The organism is Streptomyces sp. NPDC031497, from assembly GCF_055580905.1.
Map to the genome: position 1 here is coordinate 42,195 of NZ_JBVIKO010000037.1, position 16,629 is coordinate 58,823.

The 16,629-nt window shown below is 72.0% G+C and carries 13 protein-coding genes and 1 pseudogene; 5 read left to right on the forward strand and 9 right to left on the reverse strand.

The genetic code is table 11. The features are described 5' to 3' along the window. Window positions 1-216: 216 nt before the first annotated feature. From ACZ5K7_RS43990 to ACZ5K7_RS44010, 5 genes are all read right to left on the reverse strand, one after another. Entirely contained in the window at window positions 217-1,710 is a 1,494-nt protein-coding gene (locus ACZ5K7_RS43990; protein ID WP_468923317.1) for an FG-GAP-like repeat-containing protein, read from the reverse strand. 60 nt (window positions 1,711-1,770) lie between these two features. Then, window positions 1,771-3,252 carry an FG-GAP and VCBS repeat-containing protein gene (locus ACZ5K7_RS43995; RefSeq protein ID WP_468923320.1) on the reverse strand — a complete coding sequence of 494 codons (1,482 nt, stop codon included), beginning with the start codon at window positions 3,250-3,252 and terminating at the stop codon, window positions 1,771-1,773. A gap of 167 nt (window positions 3,253-3,419) precedes the next feature. Next, on the reverse strand, window positions 3,420-3,998 hold the full coding sequence (locus ACZ5K7_RS44000) for a TIGR03086 family metal-binding protein (protein WP_468923323.1): 579 nt from the start codon (window positions 3,996-3,998) through the stop codon (window positions 3,420-3,422). 138 nt (window positions 3,999-4,136) lie between these two features. Further along, window positions 4,137-4,997 (reverse strand): RNA polymerase sigma-70 factor, encoded by an 861-nt coding sequence (locus ACZ5K7_RS44005; RefSeq protein WP_468923326.1) that lies wholly within the window; start codon window positions 4,995-4,997, stop codon window positions 4,137-4,139. Further along, complete coding sequence (locus ACZ5K7_RS44010; RefSeq protein WP_468923329.1) at window positions 4,994-5,572, reverse strand: carboxymuconolactone decarboxylase family protein; 579 nt, start codon at window positions 5,570-5,572, stop codon at window positions 4,994-4,996. Before ACZ5K7_RS44010 ends, ACZ5K7_RS44005 begins: the two co-directional genes overlap by 4 nt. Window positions 5,573-5,923: 351 nt before the next feature. On the opposite strand from ACZ5K7_RS44010, the gene ACZ5K7_RS44015 reads away from it, so the two are divergent. Then, the gene (locus tag ACZ5K7_RS44015; RefSeq protein ID WP_468923331.1) at window positions 5,924-6,541 is read left to right on the forward strand and encodes a hypothetical protein; all 618 of its coding nucleotides are present in this window, start codon (window positions 5,924-5,926) and stop codon (window positions 6,539-6,541) included. 99 nt (window positions 6,542-6,640) lie between these two features. Here the strand turns inward: ACZ5K7_RS44015 and ACZ5K7_RS44020 are convergent, their stop codons facing one another. Further along, window positions 6,641-7,513: a polysaccharide deacetylase family protein gene (locus ACZ5K7_RS44020; protein WP_468923333.1), complete on the reverse strand. Its 873-nt coding sequence runs from the start codon at window positions 7,511-7,513 to the stop codon at window positions 6,641-6,643. Window positions 7,514-7,612: 99 nt separating this feature from the next. Here ACZ5K7_RS44020 and ACZ5K7_RS44025 point away from each other — a divergent pair, with 99 nt between their 5' ends. From ACZ5K7_RS44025 to ACZ5K7_RS44035, 3 genes and pseudogenes are all read left to right on the forward strand, one after another. Further along, the gene (locus ACZ5K7_RS44025; RefSeq protein ID WP_351709261.1) at window positions 7,613-8,533 is read left to right on the forward strand and encodes a LysR family transcriptional regulator; all 921 of its coding nucleotides are present in this window, start codon (window positions 7,613-7,615) and stop codon (window positions 8,531-8,533) included. Window positions 8,534-8,707: 174 nt separating this feature from the next. Beyond that, window positions 8,708-9,229: pseudogene (locus ACZ5K7_RS44030) on the forward strand (DinB family protein). Continuing rightward, complete coding sequence (locus tag ACZ5K7_RS44035) at window positions 9,226-9,549, forward strand: antibiotic biosynthesis monooxygenase family protein (RefSeq protein WP_450973624.1); 324 nt, start codon at window positions 9,226-9,228, stop codon at window positions 9,547-9,549. The pseudogene ACZ5K7_RS44030 and the gene ACZ5K7_RS44035 overlap by 4 nt, the downstream one beginning before the upstream one ends. Before the next feature lie 61 nt (window positions 9,550-9,610). Here ACZ5K7_RS44035 and ACZ5K7_RS44040 read toward each other — a convergent pair whose 3' ends face one another. Then, window positions 9,611-10,810, reverse strand: a complete 1,200-nt coding sequence (locus ACZ5K7_RS44040; protein ID WP_468923337.1) for an NAD(P)/FAD-dependent oxidoreductase — start codon at window positions 10,808-10,810, stop codon at window positions 9,611-9,613. Window positions 10,811-10,909: 99 nt separating this feature from the next. After that, window positions 10,910-11,866: an RNA polymerase sigma factor SigJ gene (sigJ, locus tag ACZ5K7_RS44045; protein ID WP_351709248.1), complete on the reverse strand. Its 957-nt coding sequence runs from the start codon at window positions 11,864-11,866 to the stop codon at window positions 10,910-10,912. Between the two features lie 204 nt (window positions 11,867-12,070). Between sigJ and ACZ5K7_RS44050 the strand changes: the two genes are divergently transcribed. Continuing rightward, the gene (locus ACZ5K7_RS44050; protein WP_468923340.1) at window positions 12,071-14,245 is read left to right on the forward strand and encodes a SpoIIE family protein phosphatase; all 2,175 of its coding nucleotides are present in this window, start codon (window positions 12,071-12,073) and stop codon (window positions 14,243-14,245) included. Here ACZ5K7_RS44050 and ACZ5K7_RS44055 read toward each other — a convergent pair. Then, window positions 14,220-16,253, reverse strand: a complete 2,034-nt coding sequence (locus tag ACZ5K7_RS44055; RefSeq protein WP_450973621.1) for a tetratricopeptide repeat protein — start codon at window positions 16,251-16,253, stop codon at window positions 14,220-14,222. The two genes, ACZ5K7_RS44050 and ACZ5K7_RS44055, sit on opposite strands and share 26 nt — an antisense overlap. Between the last annotated feature and the right edge of the window lie 376 nt (window positions 16,254-16,629).

A 16,629-nucleotide genomic window follows, 5' to 3' on the forward strand; every position in this document is an offset into this window, starting at 1 on the left:
GAGGTGGTGAAGTGACGAGGTGGTGGAGTGACGAGGTGGTGAATTGGCGAGGTGGTGAAGTGGCGAGGTGACAAGGCGTGGTCGGGCGGGGGCGCGTCAACTCATGCTGGTCACACCGAGGTTGCCGCCGCCGCCGCCGCCGCCGTCGCTCGCGGCAGAGCTGTGGGATCCCCGGAACCGGCTCCTGGGGGGCCGGTTCCGGGGCCGCCCGGGGCGTCAGCCGGTGAGGCCTGTACCGAACGCGCCGTACGTACGGGAGAGCCCGAAGGTACCCGGGCCGAAGGACTTGGCACCCGTGGCGGTGATGCCGGAGGCGCTGCCGCGCAGGGCGGTGACCGCGCCGACGCCCTCGTCCTCGAAGGAGGCCCCGACGGTCAGGTCCGCCTTGCCGTCCTTGGTGACGTCCGAGAGCACGAGGTCCGAGCCGAAGTAGTCCATGGCCTCGGCGGTGCCGGGGACACCGACGGTGTTCTGGGAGATGGTCCGGGCACCGGTACGGGAGACGCCGCCGGCCGAGCCGTTCATCAGCACGACGAGACCGGTGTCCTCGGCCGCGCCGATGTCCTTGAAGACGACGCCGATGGCCAGGTCGCCGTAGCCGTCGCCGTTGGTGTCCCCGATGGAGACGGCGCCGCCGAAGCCGTCGTCGGCCTTGTCGGTGCCGGGGACGCCGGTGGCGGACTGGGTGAGCTCGGCCATGGGGGCGTCGCCGTTGACCGGGCCGCCCTTGCTGCCGCGGATGACGACGACCTGGCCGCCGAGGGTGCCGGTGTGGTCGTCGTCCTTCGAGAAGACGTTGCCGATGGCGATCTCGTCGTAGCCGTCGCCGTTGATGTCGCCCAGGGCGAGGGAGGTGCCGCCGTTCAGCGGGCGCGGCTGGGTCACGACCACGCCCGTGGACGCACCGAGGTAGGCGGCGCCCTTGGACCAGCTGCCCGACGGGTCCGAGGTGAGCGCGGTGCGGTAGGTGAGGACGAGGTCGGCCTTCTTGTCGCCGTTGGTGTCGCCCGCGGCGAGCGCGTCGATACCGTACTTCGCCTTGTCCGGCGTGGGGACCTTCTGGGTGCCGCCGGTGGTGCCGGACTTGGTGAAGCCGCCCTTGACGATGTAGGCGTAGGACGCGGCCGTACCGGACGCCAGGTCGGCCTTGCCGTCGCCGTTGAAGTCACCGGCGGCCAGTGCCGAGCCCCAGGCCTCGTGCTTGGTCGCCGAGGGGTCCTTGACGGACGTACCGTTCTTCAGGCCGCTCGCCGAACCCCACAGGATCGTGACCGAACCGCCTTCGGAGTCCGAGCCGTTGTCCTCGCCGGGCGCGCCGACGGCGAGGTCGGTGTAGCCGTCCTTGTTGAAGTCGGCCACGGCGAGCGCTCGGCCGAAGAAGTCCTCGGTCTCGGCAGTGCCGGGGACACCGGTGGTGTTCTGGCTGACGATCGTGCGCTTGGCGGGGTTGAGCCCGGAGGCGCTGCCGTAGACCACGGCGACGTACCCGGCCATGCTCTTGCCGCCGACCTTGGCGTAGGGGGCGGCGAAGGCGACGTCGCCGTAGCCGTCGTGGTTGAAGTCGGCCTTGTAGGCGTGCGCCGTGGCGGCGGACGCGACGGGGGCCGAGAGGGTCAGCAGACCACCGGTCAGTGCGGCGGCGGTGACCGTCGCGAGGGCGAGGCGGCGGCGGTGATGTCCGTTCGCGAGGACGTTCACGGAGACGTTCACGGGGCGGGAGCTCCTGAGATCAGCGGCGTGGGTGCCGGAGGTACGCGGAGGCGGTGCCGGTCAGTCGGCGAAGAGGGCGCCGAGCTGCGGGGTGCCGGACGTCGACACGCCCAGCTTGCTCGCGGCCAGGGCCCGGGATCCGGTCGTGGTGATCTTCGAGCCGTTGGACGGCAGGTAGGTGACCGCGCCGTCGCCGCCGTTCTCGTACGAGCCGACGACCAGGTCCGCCCGGCCGTCGCCGGTGACGTCGTCGAGCTTGACGTCGGCGCCGAAGAGGTCGGCCTTCTCGTCGTCGCCGGGAACGCCGGCCGTGCTCTGCGCGAAGGACTGGGCGCCGGAGGTGATGTTGATCCCGGTCTTCGAGCCGTAGAAGACGGTGACCTGGCCGGTGTTGGTGTTGTTGCCGATGTCCTCGTTCGGGGTGGAGACGACCAGGTCGGCACAGCCGTCGCCGTTGACGTCGCCGAGGTCGAGGTCCCAGCCGAAGCCGTCGCCCTTCTCGGAGGTGCCGGGGACGTTCCCGGAGTTCTGGTTGAACATGGTGGCCTTGGCGGGCCCGGCGGCGGAGCCGTAGGTGACGGCCACCCGGCCGCCCTTGGCGGAGTCGGGCACCGCGGTGCCGTCGTCGGTGGCGGTGTCCCAGGAGGCGCCGCTGACGATGTCGCCGAAGCCGTCGCCGTTGATGTCGCCGACGCCGGTGACGATGCCGCTCTTCAGCGCCTTGGCGCCGGTCGCGGTCAGGCCCCTGGAGGTGCCCGGCAGCCAGTAGTTGGTGTTCCAGTGCCGGGAGGTCTTCGTCTCGTAGCCGTCGGCGATCAGGTCGGTGCGGCCGTCGCCGTTGACGTCACCGGCGGTGAGGTTCATCGGGCCGTACGGGCTCGCGTCGCTGCCCGGCTCGATCGGCGGCTTGACGGTGTACCGGCCGCCGGGCGTGCCGTTGGCCGCGATGCCGCCCTTGAGCACCCACAGGGTGGCGGCGGAGCTGCCGACGGCGAGATCGGCCTTGCCGTCGCCGTCGAAGTCGCCGGCGGCGAGGTTCAGGCCCCAGTAGTCGTGGCCGCTCGGGGAGGGGTCCTTGAGGTCGACGCCCTTGCCGGTGAGCCCGCTCCTGGAGCCCCAGAGGAGGGTGACGGTACCGCCGTTGGTGTCGCTGCCGACCTTCTCGTACGGCGAGGAGACGGCGAGGTCGTCGTAGCCGTCGGCGTTGAAGTCCGCGTACGCCAGCTCGTAGCCGAAGCCGTCACCGGCCTCGGCGGTGCCGGGGACACCGGCGCTGTTCTGGCTGAGGGTGGTGCGCTTGGCGGTGGTGACGCCGGAGGCGGAGCCGTAGAGGGCGACGACCTGGCCGGCGCCCTTGTGACCGCTGACGTAGGAGGTCGCGGCGGAGGTGGCGATGTCGCCGATACCGTCGCCGTTGAAGTCGGCGCGCGCGACCTTGAAGGAGTCCGCGGCGGTCGCCGAGGCGGCGGAGAACGTGAGCAGACCGCCCGTCAGCGCGGCCGCGGCGGCCGTCGCGAGGGCGAGTCGCGGAAACGTGTGCATGCGGGTCGTCTCCTGCGGCATGCGGGGGCCGTCCGCGATCCGGCGGACGGCCGGAGTCAATGAGGTGTCCGACGATCAGGAGACCCGCGCCGGGGAGTAAGGGTTGTACGTGAGTTCGGTGAAATCTTGGAGGCCGCCGGAGACGCCGGCGGTCGGTGAGCCGTCGCTCAGTCTGCCGTCGGGCGACGGCCGACGAGTCCGAGGAGCCGCTCCAGGTCGGGAGAGCCCGCGGAGGTCTCGACCGCCGGGGCGAACGGAGTCCTCGGCCGGTCGTCGGACGGTGCTCCGGTCGGGATCAGCGCCGCGACCTTGAGTGAGTGGCCGACGAGGTCGGCGTCCGGATCGTAGGCGACGCCGATGGTCCGGGCGACGTCCCAACCGTGGACCACGCAGTCGAGCACGTGCATACCGAGCGCGACCCGGCCGGGGAAGAAGCCGAACTCCCTGATCTGGAGCGACCGTTCCAGGACATCCTCGGCGAACGCCGTCGTCATGGCGTCGGCCGAGTCGAGGTACGCCTGGTAGGGATCCCCGCCCAGGTCGCCCTGGTCCCAGGCCCGGAGGTCACCGGTGACGCCTGCGGCGGCGGCCGCGAAGCCGAGGTTCTCGCTCACTTGGTGGCGCAGCAGGCCGTGCAGCGTCCAGTCGGCACACGGCGTCGGAAGACGAAGCTGGTCCGGGCCGATCTGCGCGATCACCGCTCCCAGGGTGGCGAGGGCACGGCGGTCCAGTTCCCTGATATCCACGGCCGCGACGTTAGCCGCGCCTCCCGTTCGCGGGCCACTCGTTTTCGGAGCGCCGCAGCCTGTCCCGGCCATCCTCGACTGATGCCGCCGCGGGCGGTGTTCCGGGCACGTCGTCCTGCCCGGAACACCGCCCGCCTGCTACCTGGTGAGATCGGTCGGACTGTCGAGTCGTGCCAGCTTCCGCGGGTTGGATGTCGCGTAGATCCGGGTGATGCGCCCGTTCTCGATCAGGAGGCTGACCGCGGCCCGTCCGCTGTCGGATTCGATCCGGATCGCGGGGGCGCCGTTGAGCCAGACCAGCATGGTCTCGTACTCGCCCCGTTCCGTGCCGGCGAGCATCGTCGCCACGAGTTCGGCCCCGTGGACGGGGGCCGGTGCGGCGGCCGTGAGCCCGCCTCCGTCAGCGACGAGGATCACGTCCGGAGCCATGAGCTCCAGAAGGTCCTGGATACGACCGGTGCGCAGCGCGGCGAGGAACCGGTCCGTCACAGCCTTGTGCTCCATCGGGCTGACGCTGACGCGTGGCCGGCGAGCGGCGACATGGTTCCGGGCCCGCCGGGCGATCTGCCGCACCGCGGCGGCGGTCTTGCCCACTGCCTCGGCCACCTCGTCATGCGGCAGGTCGAAGACCTCACGGAGCACGAACACCGCGCGTTCCACCGGTCCGAGCGTCTCCAGGACGGTGAGCATGGCGATGGAGACGTCTTCCGCGAGTTCGACGTCGTCGGCGACGTCGGGGTGCGTCAGCAGGGGTTCCGGCAGCCACTCGCCCACATAGTCCTCGCGACGGCGTGCGAGTGTGCGTATGCGGTTGAGTGCCTGCCGGGTGACGGCCCGGACGAGGTACGCCCGCGGGTCGTGGACCTGTGCCCGGTCGACGTCGGCCCACCGCAGCCAGGTCTCCTGCACCACGTCCTCCGCGTCGGCGGCGGAGCCGAGCATCTCGTACGCGACGGTGAACAGCAGGCTGCGGTGGGCGACGAACGAGTCCTCGGTCATGCCGTGGTCCCTGCGCGGGACGTCGCAGGGCGCCTGGCCAGCGGGATCTCGCAGGCGTCGGAGAAGCCCTGCGAACTGACACCGTTCGCCACGTTCGCCCTGGTCGCCAGGTTGACGTAGGCGATGAACGCGGTGAGCTCCACCATCGCCGGTGTTCCGAGCCGCTCCAGAAGTGCGGCGTACTGCTCGTCGGTGACGGTCGGCGGCGTGTTCGTCATCGCCTCGGCGTACCCCATGACGTCGCGCTCCAGTGGCGTGAACACGTCCGCCTCCCGCCAGCACGGCACCTGGCTCGCCTTGGCCAGGTCCAGGTTTTCGTTGTGGGCCTGGAAATAGCCGACGTCCAGGCACCAGCTGCACCCGACCTGCGACGCGACGGCCATGTGCGCGAACGACTTCAGGCCCGGGTCCACCACGTCCCAAGCACCCACCTTGGCACCGAACTCCAGGTTGTCCTGGGCCACCCGGGGGCTGTGCCACAGCACCTCGACGTTCTCGGGCACGACGCCCAGCTGTTTGATCATGTTCTCCTGGAGCTCGGCCGGAAGCTCGGTCTTCGGCACGCGCAGCGTCATGATGTCTCTCCTCGCACATATCCTTGTGGGTTGTTCGGCATGAAGACACCGTCCGGCCCGCCCATGTGACAGCCGCCGCCACCCCGGGCCTGCGCTCGCGGCCCGTCCCTGTGGACCACGCCGTGGAGAACGTGGAGAACTCGGACGGGTTCGAGTGGTTCGAGCTTCTCCGGCCGCAGCAGGTGCGTTGATGTACCCCTAGCCGCATTTTTGTAAGGCAGGCCGTCCGAGGGTTGGTCGAAAAAGCCAGAAAGCCCCCATGACCTGCAACGACAGGACTGAAGTGGGTGTATTTCGTTGGCTCGCAGCGTCACCGCCGCGTAGCGTCACCGCGTCCCAGGAGGTGAGGCCGTGACCACGTACGGCACGATATTGATTCCCGCGCCCCTCGAACAGGCGGCCCCCGTCCTGCGCGGGGTCTGCGCGGCGGGCTACGCGACCCCTGCCGGGCCGGGATTCTGCCTCGTCCACCCGGACCGGTCCGTCGACGAGAACAGCGTCTTCGCGCTCGCCGGACCGATCAGCTCCGAATTGGGTGCTCCAGTACTGGCCGCCTTCCAGTACGACGGTGACCGGCTGGAGTTGGAGATCTGGCGTGACGGAGTTCTCGCCCACCGCTACGACTCCTGGCCGGGACGGGACGATGAGGACGCCGACGACGCACCCGTGGGCGCGGACCCTGCCGCGTTCCTGGACTTCGCCACCGGGCCCGTGGACAGCCACCGCCTGGCCTCCGCGCTCGCGGACACCCCGATCGACGCGGAGGACAAGGACGTCGACGGCGAGCCAGGGTACGTCTGGGCCCAGGCCCTGCACTGGGACGTACTGCGTGCGCTCGGCCACCCGGACCAGGCAATCCGCCGCGCGCGGTGGGACTACTACCACATGCGCGGCGCGCCGCAGGCGCTCTCGGAGGTACTGGACGGCACCGAACTCGTCGTCCTGGGACGAGCCGAGCGCCCGTTCTAAAGCCTCACCCTCGCGCCGCAATAGGTGCGCTGACCTACCACAGGCCCTCGTCGGCTTCGCGCACTTCCGGCGGCAGCATTCGTGCGCGGCGGGAGGACATCAGGCTCGCGGCTGGACCATGTGCCGGTAGTGCTCGGCGATCTCGTCGCTGGTGGTCAGCCAGACGTCGGGTTGTGCAGCGAGATAGGCCAGTGCCTGGCTCAGATAGGGGGCGCGGAAGGCCTGGCCGATCACGAACGGGTGCAGAGCCAGGGCCATCACCCGTCCGCTGTGCTCGGAGTCGGCGCGCAGTTGCTCGTACTGGTCCTTGACGATCCGAACGAACCCAGGCCCGGTCGTGCCCTTGGAGAACAGGCCCAGGTCGTTGAGTTCCACCGTGTAGGGGACGCTGAGCATCCCGGGCACGTTCAACGGGTAGGGCTGATCGTCGTTGGTCCAGTCGAGGACGTAGCCCAGGCCGAGCTCGGCGAGCAGGGCCGGGGTGTGGAACGTCTCGGTCAGTCCGGGCCCCATCCAGCCGCGTGGGCGCCGGCCGGTGGCAGCGGCGATGGTGTCGACGATGTCGGTGAGATGAGTGAGCTCCTCGTCGCGGGTCATGCCCGCCTGGAGGATCGAGTTGGTCCGCCCGTGCGCGAGCCAGGCCCAGTTCCGTTCCAGGCCCGCCTTGATGATCTGCGGGTAGTGGTGGGCGACGTCGGAGTTCAGCAGTGCGCTTGCCCTGATGCCGTGCCGGTCCAGGATCTCCGTGACGCGCCAGATACCGACGCGGGGCCCGTAGTCGCGCCAGCCGTAGTTGAGCGCGTCCGGAACCAGGTCGGCGGTCCCCGGCCAGATGCTCGTGGACGGGCGGTCGATCAGGAAGTGCTCGATGTTGAGCCCGACGTAGACGGCGACCCTGGCGCCGCCGGGCCAGGTGATCGGTGGGCGTTCGGTGATCGGACTGTAGTCGAAGAGCTCGTTGGCAGATCCCATGGCCCAAAGCCTCGAACAGCCGTCGGGGCCGAACAAGACCGATGTGTTCTACGATCGATGCGCGGAACTCATCGATGAGCGAGCTGTCCCGGGAAAGCGATGGAGCGGCACGAGATCGAGGCGTTTCTGACCCTGGCCGAGGAGCTGCACTTCCGTCGTGCCGGGGAGCGCCTCGGGCTGGCCCATGGCAGGATCAGCCAGACGATCAAGAAGCTCGAACACCGCCTCGGTGTCACCCTGTTCGAACGCACCAGCCGCCATGTCGCGCTGACCCCGGCCGGGCAGCAGCTCCGCGACGACCTGGCCCCGGCGTACCGACAGGTCCAGGAGGCGATAGCGCGGGCCGTCGCGAGGGGCAGAGGTGTCACCGGAACCCTCCGGGTCGGCTTCTCCTCGCAGTGGGCCGCCGACCTGCTCGTCAGGGCCGCCGACGTGTTCCGGGAACGGCATCCCGACTGCGCGGTGCGGATTCAGGAGGTCCAGCTCAGCGACCCGTTCGGCCCGCTGCGTGCGAACGCGCTCGATCTGCAACTCACCGAGTTCCCCGTCGCCGAGCCGGATCTGGTCGCCGGACCAGTGCTCTTCTCCGAGCCGCGTGCACTCATCGTCCCCGCACAACATCCGTTCGCCCGGCGCGAGTCGGTCGGCCTCGAAGACCTGGCGCGCACTCCGCTGGTGAGCGTGTCGGGCGATATCCCGCTCTACTGGATCGACCACCACTACCCTCGCCGGACACCTGAGGGACGGCCCGTCACTCACGGCGCCACCGCCGTCTACTGGATGGAGGTCCTCTCGCTCGTCGCGGCCGGCCGCGGAGTTTCGCCCGCCGCACTGCGCGCCGCGCAGTACCACTCGCGGCCCGGCATCGTCTTCGTACCGTTCCGCGACGCGCCACCGATCGAGTACGGCCTGCTCTGGCCACGCAACGGTGTCACAGCGCGGGTCCGCTCCTTCGTCGAAACCGTCTGCGAGGTCGCGTCCCGTGCCGGCTTCAGAACTCGCGCGGACAAAGCCACCTGAGCGATGTCCCGCAACTGCTGGATGTCGCGTGGTTGAGTCGTTCGCCGACGCCCAGGCGGGCAGGGCTCCCATGGGCCGTCCTTGGCGAGGTTCCTCTGAAAATGAGACGGGGCCGTGGTGTCGGCTGTGCCAGCTGGCGGATCGTCCCGGCCTGGCTCGCCACAGGAGCGTTCGATGACGATACCGTCCCGCCTGTCTCCGCTCCTGGAGCAGTACGACTTCGCACGCAAGCGCCTCGCCGACCGCATGTCGGGGCCCTTCATGGACAGCGGCGACGGGACGGATACGCAGGTCGGCCTCATGACCGACGAGGAATACCTCTGGGAGCCGGTGCCTGGCTGTTGGTCGGTACGACGGCGCGTGGACGGGCCGGGATCGCGCGCGACGCTGCTGGCAGGCACCGGCGACTGGGGACGCGACGACGCGTCCTACCCGCACCCCGCCGCCGCCCTTTACCACCATCGCGTGGCGCCTGAGTCACCTCAGTGAAGTGCCTTCGACGCCGGCGCGACGGCCTGGCGGAAGGCACTGCTGAGCGTTGACGACGCCGCACTCGACATCGTGGGGTATTGCACCTACCCGCACGGCAGCGACCCGGACGAGCCGTTCATCGACATCGTGTGGTGGGTCAACCAAGTTGGAGCACCAAGTCACTCACGCGCTTCTGATCACCCTTGCGTCAGGATGAGGCCATGAGCGTAGTGAAGATCAACGTACTGACCGTCCCCGCCGAACAGCGGGAGACCCTGGAGAAGCGGTTCGCCTCCCGGGCCCACGCCGTGGAGAACTCCGACGGGTTCGAGTGGTTCGAGCTTCTCCGGCCGGTCGAGGGGACCGACCAGTACCTGGTGTACACGCGGTGGCGGGACGAGGAGTCGTTCCAGGCGTGGATGGAGGGGCCGATGAAGACGGCTCACCAGGGCGGCGCCGAGGGTGACCGTCCCAAGCCGGCCGCCTCCGGGTCGACGCTGTGGTCCTTCGAGGTGGTGCAGTCGGCGGGGCCGAAGGGCGAGTGACGGCCGGTCCGGACCGCCGGACGCGGGGCGGCGGCGACGCCCCGCGCTCCCCCGGGGTGGGTCAGGCCGGGGTGGTTGTCTTCTCGGCCGGCTGGGTCGGCTTGGGCAGGGTGCGGCGGGGGCGGGTCGGGAGGGCGAGTGTCGGGTTGGCGACGGCCCAGGCGGCGCCCTTGCAGACCAGTTCCTTGTAGAGGGCGGCGGTGCGGCCTGTCAGGGCCGCCCGTACGGCGCGGTCGTCGGCGGTGACGTACTGGATCAGGCCCTGCCCGCGGCCCAGCGAGATGCACTGGTTGAAGTAGCGCAGCGGCACCTTCGGGAGCTTTCCACCGGTCAGGCGGGCCGCGATGGTGTCGGCGGCCAGCCACGCCATCGGGGCACCGGTGGCGCACGACATCCGCAGCGGCTTGTCGCCGGGGCCCGTCGCCATCGCCGCGTCGCCGACGGCGTACACGTCCCGGTGCGAGACCGACCGCATGGTCCCGTCGACCACGATCCGGCCGGAGCCGGTGACCTCCAGCGCGGTGGCCCGCGCGATGGGGTGGACGGCGAAGCCGGTGGTCCACACGGTGACCGCGGCGGGGATCGTCCCGCCGTCGGCGGTGGTGACCCGGTCGGCCGCCACGGCGGTGACGGCGGTGTGCTCGTGCACGGTGACGCCGAGCCCGTCGAGGACCTTCCGCAGGTGCCGGCGGCCCTTGGGCGAGAGCCAGTCGCCGAGGGCGCCGCGGGCGGCCAGGGCTACGGCGAGGTCCGGGCGGGCCTCGGCGATCTCGGTGACGGCCTCCAGGCCGGTGAGCCCGCCGCCGACCACGAGCACCGGCTCTCCGGCGGTCAGGCCGGCGAGGCGCTCGCGCAGCCGGAGCGCGCCGGGGCGGCTCGCGATCTGGTGGGCGTGCTCGGCGGTGCCGGGGACGCCCTGGTCGTTCCAGGCGCTGCCGAGGGCGTAGACGAGGGTGTCGTACTCCAGGACCTCCGTCTCCTCCCCTGCGTCGACGACGGTGACCGTCCTGCGGTCGACGTCCACGGCGGTGACCCTCGCCAGCCTCAGCTCCACGCCGGTGCCCGCGAACATCTCGGTGAAGGGCCGGGCCTTGAGGTCCTGGCCGGTCGCGAGCTGGTGCATCCGGACGCGCTCGACGAAGTCGGGTTCGGCGTTGACGAGGGTGAGAGCGACGTCTTCGCGGCGCAGCCGCCTGGCGAGACGGCCGGCGGCGATGGCTCCGGAGTATCCGGCGCCGAGGACGACGATGCGGTGCTGCATGTCCGTGCTCCTGTCGGGAAACGGCAGTCGGGAAACGGCAAGTCGCCCCTTGAACCGGGCGGGCCGGCGTTTCCTGACAGGAACGCGGAGTGAAGCAGCTCACACAGGGTCGGAGAAAAGCCGGAGCAGGGGTTCGCCGTGACCGGTGGCAGCCCACTGCCGGGTCGCGCGTTCGAGCTTGTCGGGGTTGACCTGGTTGCGGAACGCGGCGATGCCCTCGGCGGTGATCTCCAGGCACATGACGCCGAAGACCCGGCCGTCGACGACCGCCACCAGGGCGGGGCCGGCGTTGGCGGTCGCGGCATGGATCTCGACCGTGCCGCCCGCCAGGGCTCGCTGCGCCGGGCCCGGTTTGAACAGGCCCCGCATGAACGCCGCGACCGCGTGGGCACCCTCGAACGCCTTGGCGCGGGCCGGCACCTGCCCGCCGCCGTCGCCGATCGCGACGGCGTCCTCGGTGAGCAGCCGGACCAGCGGCTCCGTCCGGCCACTGGTGGCGGCCGCGAGGAACTCCCCGATGATCCGGCGGGCGGCGGCCTCGTCGACCTCGGCGCGCGCCTTGCCGGCCGCGACGTGTTTCCTGGCCCGGTGGAAGGTCTGCTGGCTGGCGGCCTCGGTGATGTCGAGGATCCGGGCGATCTCCCGGTGCGGGTAGTCGAAGGCCTCCCGCAGCACGTACACCGCGCGCTCGCCGGGCGTGAGCCGCTCCAGCAGGGTCAGGACGGCGTACGACACGGACTCGCGCCGTTCGGCGGTGTCGGCGGGGCCGAGCATCGGGTCCCCGGCGAGCAGCGGTTCGGGCAGCCACTGGCCGACGTAGGTCTCGCGCCGGGCGCGGGCCGAGGTGAGCTGGTTGAGGCACAGGTTGGTGAGCACCTTGGTCAGCCAGGCCTCGGGAACCTCGATACGGCCGGTGTCGGCGGCCTGCCAGCGCAGATACGTCTCCTGCACGGCGTCCTCGGCCTCGCTCGCGGAGCCGAGGAGGCGGTAGGCGATGGCCGCCAGCCGGGGCCTGGCCGCCTCGAACCGTTCCACCTCGCTCACGGTCTGCGCCATGGCCCGGATCCTAGCCCGCACAGTGCAGGGCCGCCGCACCCCCGTCCACCGCCCTCCACCGCCACCCGCCGCCGCCCAGCGACCCCCGGCGCTGTTGTCGTAAGGAGGTATGCGCATATTGTCGTGAATGGGTGGTACGCGTCACCCCCCGCGGGGGACGGTACGGCGCGTGCTGCCCGTGGCACACGACCGGAGGACGACGTCATGTGGCACCGTGCCCGGCTCAGGGGGGACCTCCCGGTCGACGATGCCCTGGACGGGGCGCTGGCCGGCCTGGTGTGCCGGACGGGGGCGGCGATCGGCGGGGCGTATCTCATCGAGGAGCCGGCCGCGCTGCTGCGCCTGGTGGCGCTGTGCGGACTGCCCGTCGACTTCACCGCGCCGTGGCAGCGGCTGGCGCTGACCGCCCCCGTCCCGGTGGCCGACGCGATCCGCGAGCACCGTCTCGTCTGGGTCGGCGGCCAGGACGAGATGGCCCGCCGCTATCCGCGTACGGCGGCCGTCCTGCCGTACCCCTTCACGCTCGCCGCGGTGCCGCTGCACGGGGCGCGCCGCTGCTGGGGCGGGGTGGTGCTGATGTGGCCCGCCGACCACCCGGCCCGGGCCACCGCCCGCGAACGGCACCACATCATCACGAGCGCCCGCCGGCTGACCCGGTTCCTGGACGACTCGCCGCTGCCGCCGGCCCTCCCCGAGCAGCCGCGGGTCGTCCCCTTGGACTGCCTGTGCCACCCCGCCAGGACCGGGCCGGCCGCCGCCGCCTACCTGGACCGGCTCCCGGAGGGCGCCCTCGCCCTCGACCTGGAGGGCCGGGTCACGTTCGTGTCCGCCGCGGCCGCCCGGCTGCTCGGCCGGGAACCGGACCTGCTGCTGGGCACCCGGCCCTGGCAGTCCCTGCCCTGGCTGGACGACCTGCGGTACGAGGAGCGGTACCGCATGGCGGTCGTCAGCCGCGCCCCCGTGTCGTTCAGCGCGCGCCGCCCGCCGGACCGGTGGCTGACCTTCCAGTTGCATCCGGACCACAGCGGCATCAGCGTGCGCATCACCCCCGGCGCGGAGACGGCGGCCGCGCCGCCCGTCGGCACGGAACCCGCCCCGACCACGCCCGGCCGCCTCTACCAGTTGATCCACCAGGCCGTCGCGCTCACCGAGACGGTGACCACCCAGGACCTCGTGGCGCTGATCGCGGACCAGATCCTGCCGGCGTTCGGCGCCCAGGGGCTGGTGCTCAGCATCGCCGAGGCGGGCCGCCTCCGGATCGCCGGGCAGCACGGCTACCCCGCCGACGTCGCCGAACGCCTCGACGCCCTCCCCCTCGACACCGACCTCACCCCCGCCGGCCGGGCCCTGGCCAGCGGCGTCCCGGCATACTTCGGCAGCCCCGCCGAACTGGCCCACACCTATCCGCGCGCCCCGCTGATCAGCGGAAAGCAGGCGTGGGCCGTGCTGCCCCTGGTCATCTCGGGGCGTCCGGTGGGCTGTTGCGTCCTCTCGTACGACCGCCCGCACACCTTCACCGCCGACGAACGCGCCGTCCTCACCCCGCTGGCCGGCCTGCTGGCCCAGGCCCTGGACCGGGCCCGGGTGTACGACACCCAGCACCACCTCGTCCACCAGCTCCAGCAGGCGTTGCTGCCCCGCTGCCTGCCCACCCTGCCCGGTCTCGACGTCGCCGCCCGCTATCTGCCGTCCGGGCACGGCATCGACGTCGGCGGCGACTTCTACGACCTGCTGCGCCTCGACGCCACCCACGCGGCGGCCGTCATCGGGGACGTGGAGGGCCACAGCATGGCCGCGGCCGCCCTGATGGGGCAGGTCCGCACCGCCATCCACGCCCACGCCACCACCGGAGCCGCCCCGGACCAGGTCATCGCCCGCACCAACCGGCTGCTCGCCGATCTCTCCTCCGAGCTCCTGGTGACCTGCCTCTACGCCCACCTGGACCTGGTCGGCCAGGTACTGACCCTGGCCAGCGCCGGGCACGCACCGCCTTTGCTGCGTCCCGGGCCCGGCCGGGCCCACCCCCTGGACGTCGATCCCGGGCCACCCCTGGGGGTCGATCCGGACGCCCGTTACCCCGTCACCCGTACCACGCTCCCGGCCGGCTCCGTCCTCGCCCTCTACACCGACGGCCTGATCGAGCGCCCCGGCACCGACGTCCTGCACGCCACCGCCGACCTCGCCGCCCACCTGGCCCGCGCCGACGCCCACGACCTGGAACGCCTCATCGACAGCCTCGTCCAGCACGCCTGGCCGGCCGGCGGCCACACCGACGACGTGGCGGTACTCCTGTTGCGGACGGCCGCGACGGCCGCGACGGCCGCGACGGCGAGGACCGACCGGAGTGCGGGACTCAGTGGTGGTGGCCGTAGGTCGTAGTGGCCGTCCCGGCGCGGGCGGCCGCTTCGGCGGCACGGTTCCTGGCCCGGCCGGCCTCGTCGGCATGGCCGGCGTTGTCCAGCACCCGGGCCAGGTTGTTCCAGGTCAGGGTCATGGCGTACCAGTTGTCGGAGTCCTGGCGGATCCGGAGGGACTCCCGCAGGGCGGCGACGGCCGACTCGGTCCGGCCCGCCCCGTACTGCACGCAGCCGAGGCTGTTCAGCGAGTCGCCGTGCAGGAAGCGGTTGCCGGTCCGGTGGTGCAGGGCACAGGCCCGCCGGAACGCGGCCACCGCCTCGTCGTACCGGCCCAGGCTGTCCAGCACCAGACCGAGGTTGTGCCAGGCCCGGCCCTCGTGGGAGCGGTCACCGGTGGCGCGGAACCGCTCGCAGGCCTGCCGGTGGGTGACGAGGGACTCGTGGAGACGGCCGGACCTGCGTTGCGCGAGACCGAGGTTGTTCCACGCCACGCCCTCTCCGTTCGGATCGCCGAGAGCGCGGAAGAGGTCCGCGGCGTGGACGAGGGGTTCGATGGCCTCGGCGGACCGGTCGGCCCGCAGCAGCGCGTTGCCGAGGTTGTTGCAGACGGCCGCCTCCAGGTGCCGGTCCCGCGAGCGGGCCGCCCGGTCCCGGGCGGCGCGGCCGACGGCGACCCAGTCCTCGAAGAACCGCCGCTCGCGCAGGAAGTCGGCGAGGTGCAGCGCGAGTTCCACGGTGTGCGGCGGCTCCTGATCGTGTTCGTCGGGCCACTGGGCGGCGGCGACGAGGTTGACCCGCTCGGCGTCCAGCCAGCCGAGCGCCTCCGCCCGTCCCTTGAACAGGTCGGGCAGCGGGCCGTCGCCGGGCGCCCGCAGATGGCGGTCGGCCGCCGCCGCCCTGGTCCGGTAGTGGTGGCGTATCCGCCGGCGTGCCTCGCGTCCCTCCTCGACGAGCGCGGGGTCCTCGGCGGCCAGCGCGCTCGCGTAGTCGCGGACCAGGTCGTGTATGCGCCAGCGCTCGGGGAGGTCACCGCCGCGCCCCTCGCCGGTGATCAGGTGGGTGCCCACCAGGTCGTCGAGGAGTTCCAGTGCCAGCGGCCGGTCCTGGCCGGTGGCCACCACCGCCGTCTCGGTGCTGAAGTCCGGGAAGGGCACCTGGGCCAGCCCGCACAGCGCGCGTCGCCGGTCCGGGGGCAGCCGGCGGAACGACATGTCGAACACCGGGGCCAGCGCGAGGACCCTGCCGTATTCGTCGACGCCCCGGCTGCGCAGGACACTGCTCCGGTCGGCGGCGGCTCTGAGCTCCTCGACCAGGGAGCCGAGCGGGTTGTCGCGGACCCGGCGCCGGTGCAGCCGGGCGGCGGCTATCCGCAGGGCGAGCGGCATACGGCAGCACAGCCGGGTCAGTTCCCCCACCGCCTCGGTCTCCTCGGGCGTCCACTCGGCCTCGGCGGTGGGCCGGCGCAGCGCCGGGGCGATCAGGCGGACGGACTCGTCCCGGCTGAGCGGCCCGAGGGGTAACTCGACGGCCGTCAGGGACTCGTGGCACTCCCGCGAGGTGATCAGGACGCAGTGCAGGCCGCTGGCGGGCAGCAGCGGTGAGACCTGCGCGGAGTCCGAGACGTTGTCGAGGACCAGCAGAACCCGCCGGCCGGCGTCGGCGAGCGCGGCGAGATGGCTGCGGTACACGTCGAGCTGGTGGCCCTCCTCCCCGAAGTGGCCGACCCGGTCGGCGCCGGTGTCGAAGTCCCCCGCGGCCAGGGCGTGCAGCAGCGACGTCACCGCCTGGGTGGGGGTGACCGGGTTGTCGTCGTAGCCCGCGAGGTCGAGGAAGAGGGCGCCGCCGGTGAACCAGCCCGCTGTGCGTGCCCGGTGCGCGGCCTTCAGGGCGAGGGCGGTCTTGCCCATGCCGCCGAGTCCGGTGACGACGCAGACGGCCGGTGCGTCCGGGACCGGGCCGGCGGGCGCTCGCAGCCGGGCCTCCAGCGCGGCCAGCTCCGCCGCCCGCCCGGTGAAGCCGGCCTGCGCCATGGGCAACGTGCACGGGCCGGCCCGGTCGGGCCGCCCCCCGTGCCGCACGACCATCTTCCCGACGACGGGCCCCAGAAAGGTACTCCCCCCGAAATCAACCCGGTCATGGTCACCGACGGGGGGCGAGGCGCCGGCATCGGAGCGGGAGACGCGGCCGGCGGCCCCGGATGCGCCGTTCAGCAGACCCGATCCCTCGCCGCTCACCAGATCCGACCCCTCCCCGCGGCCCGGATCCGATCCCTCGCCGCTCACCAGACCCGATCCCTCGCCGCTGCCCGGATCCGATCCCTCGCCGCTCACCAGACCCGATCCCTCCCCGCTGCCCGGATCCGATCCCTCGCCGCTGCCCGGATCCGGTTCGTCGGCGTCCGGATCT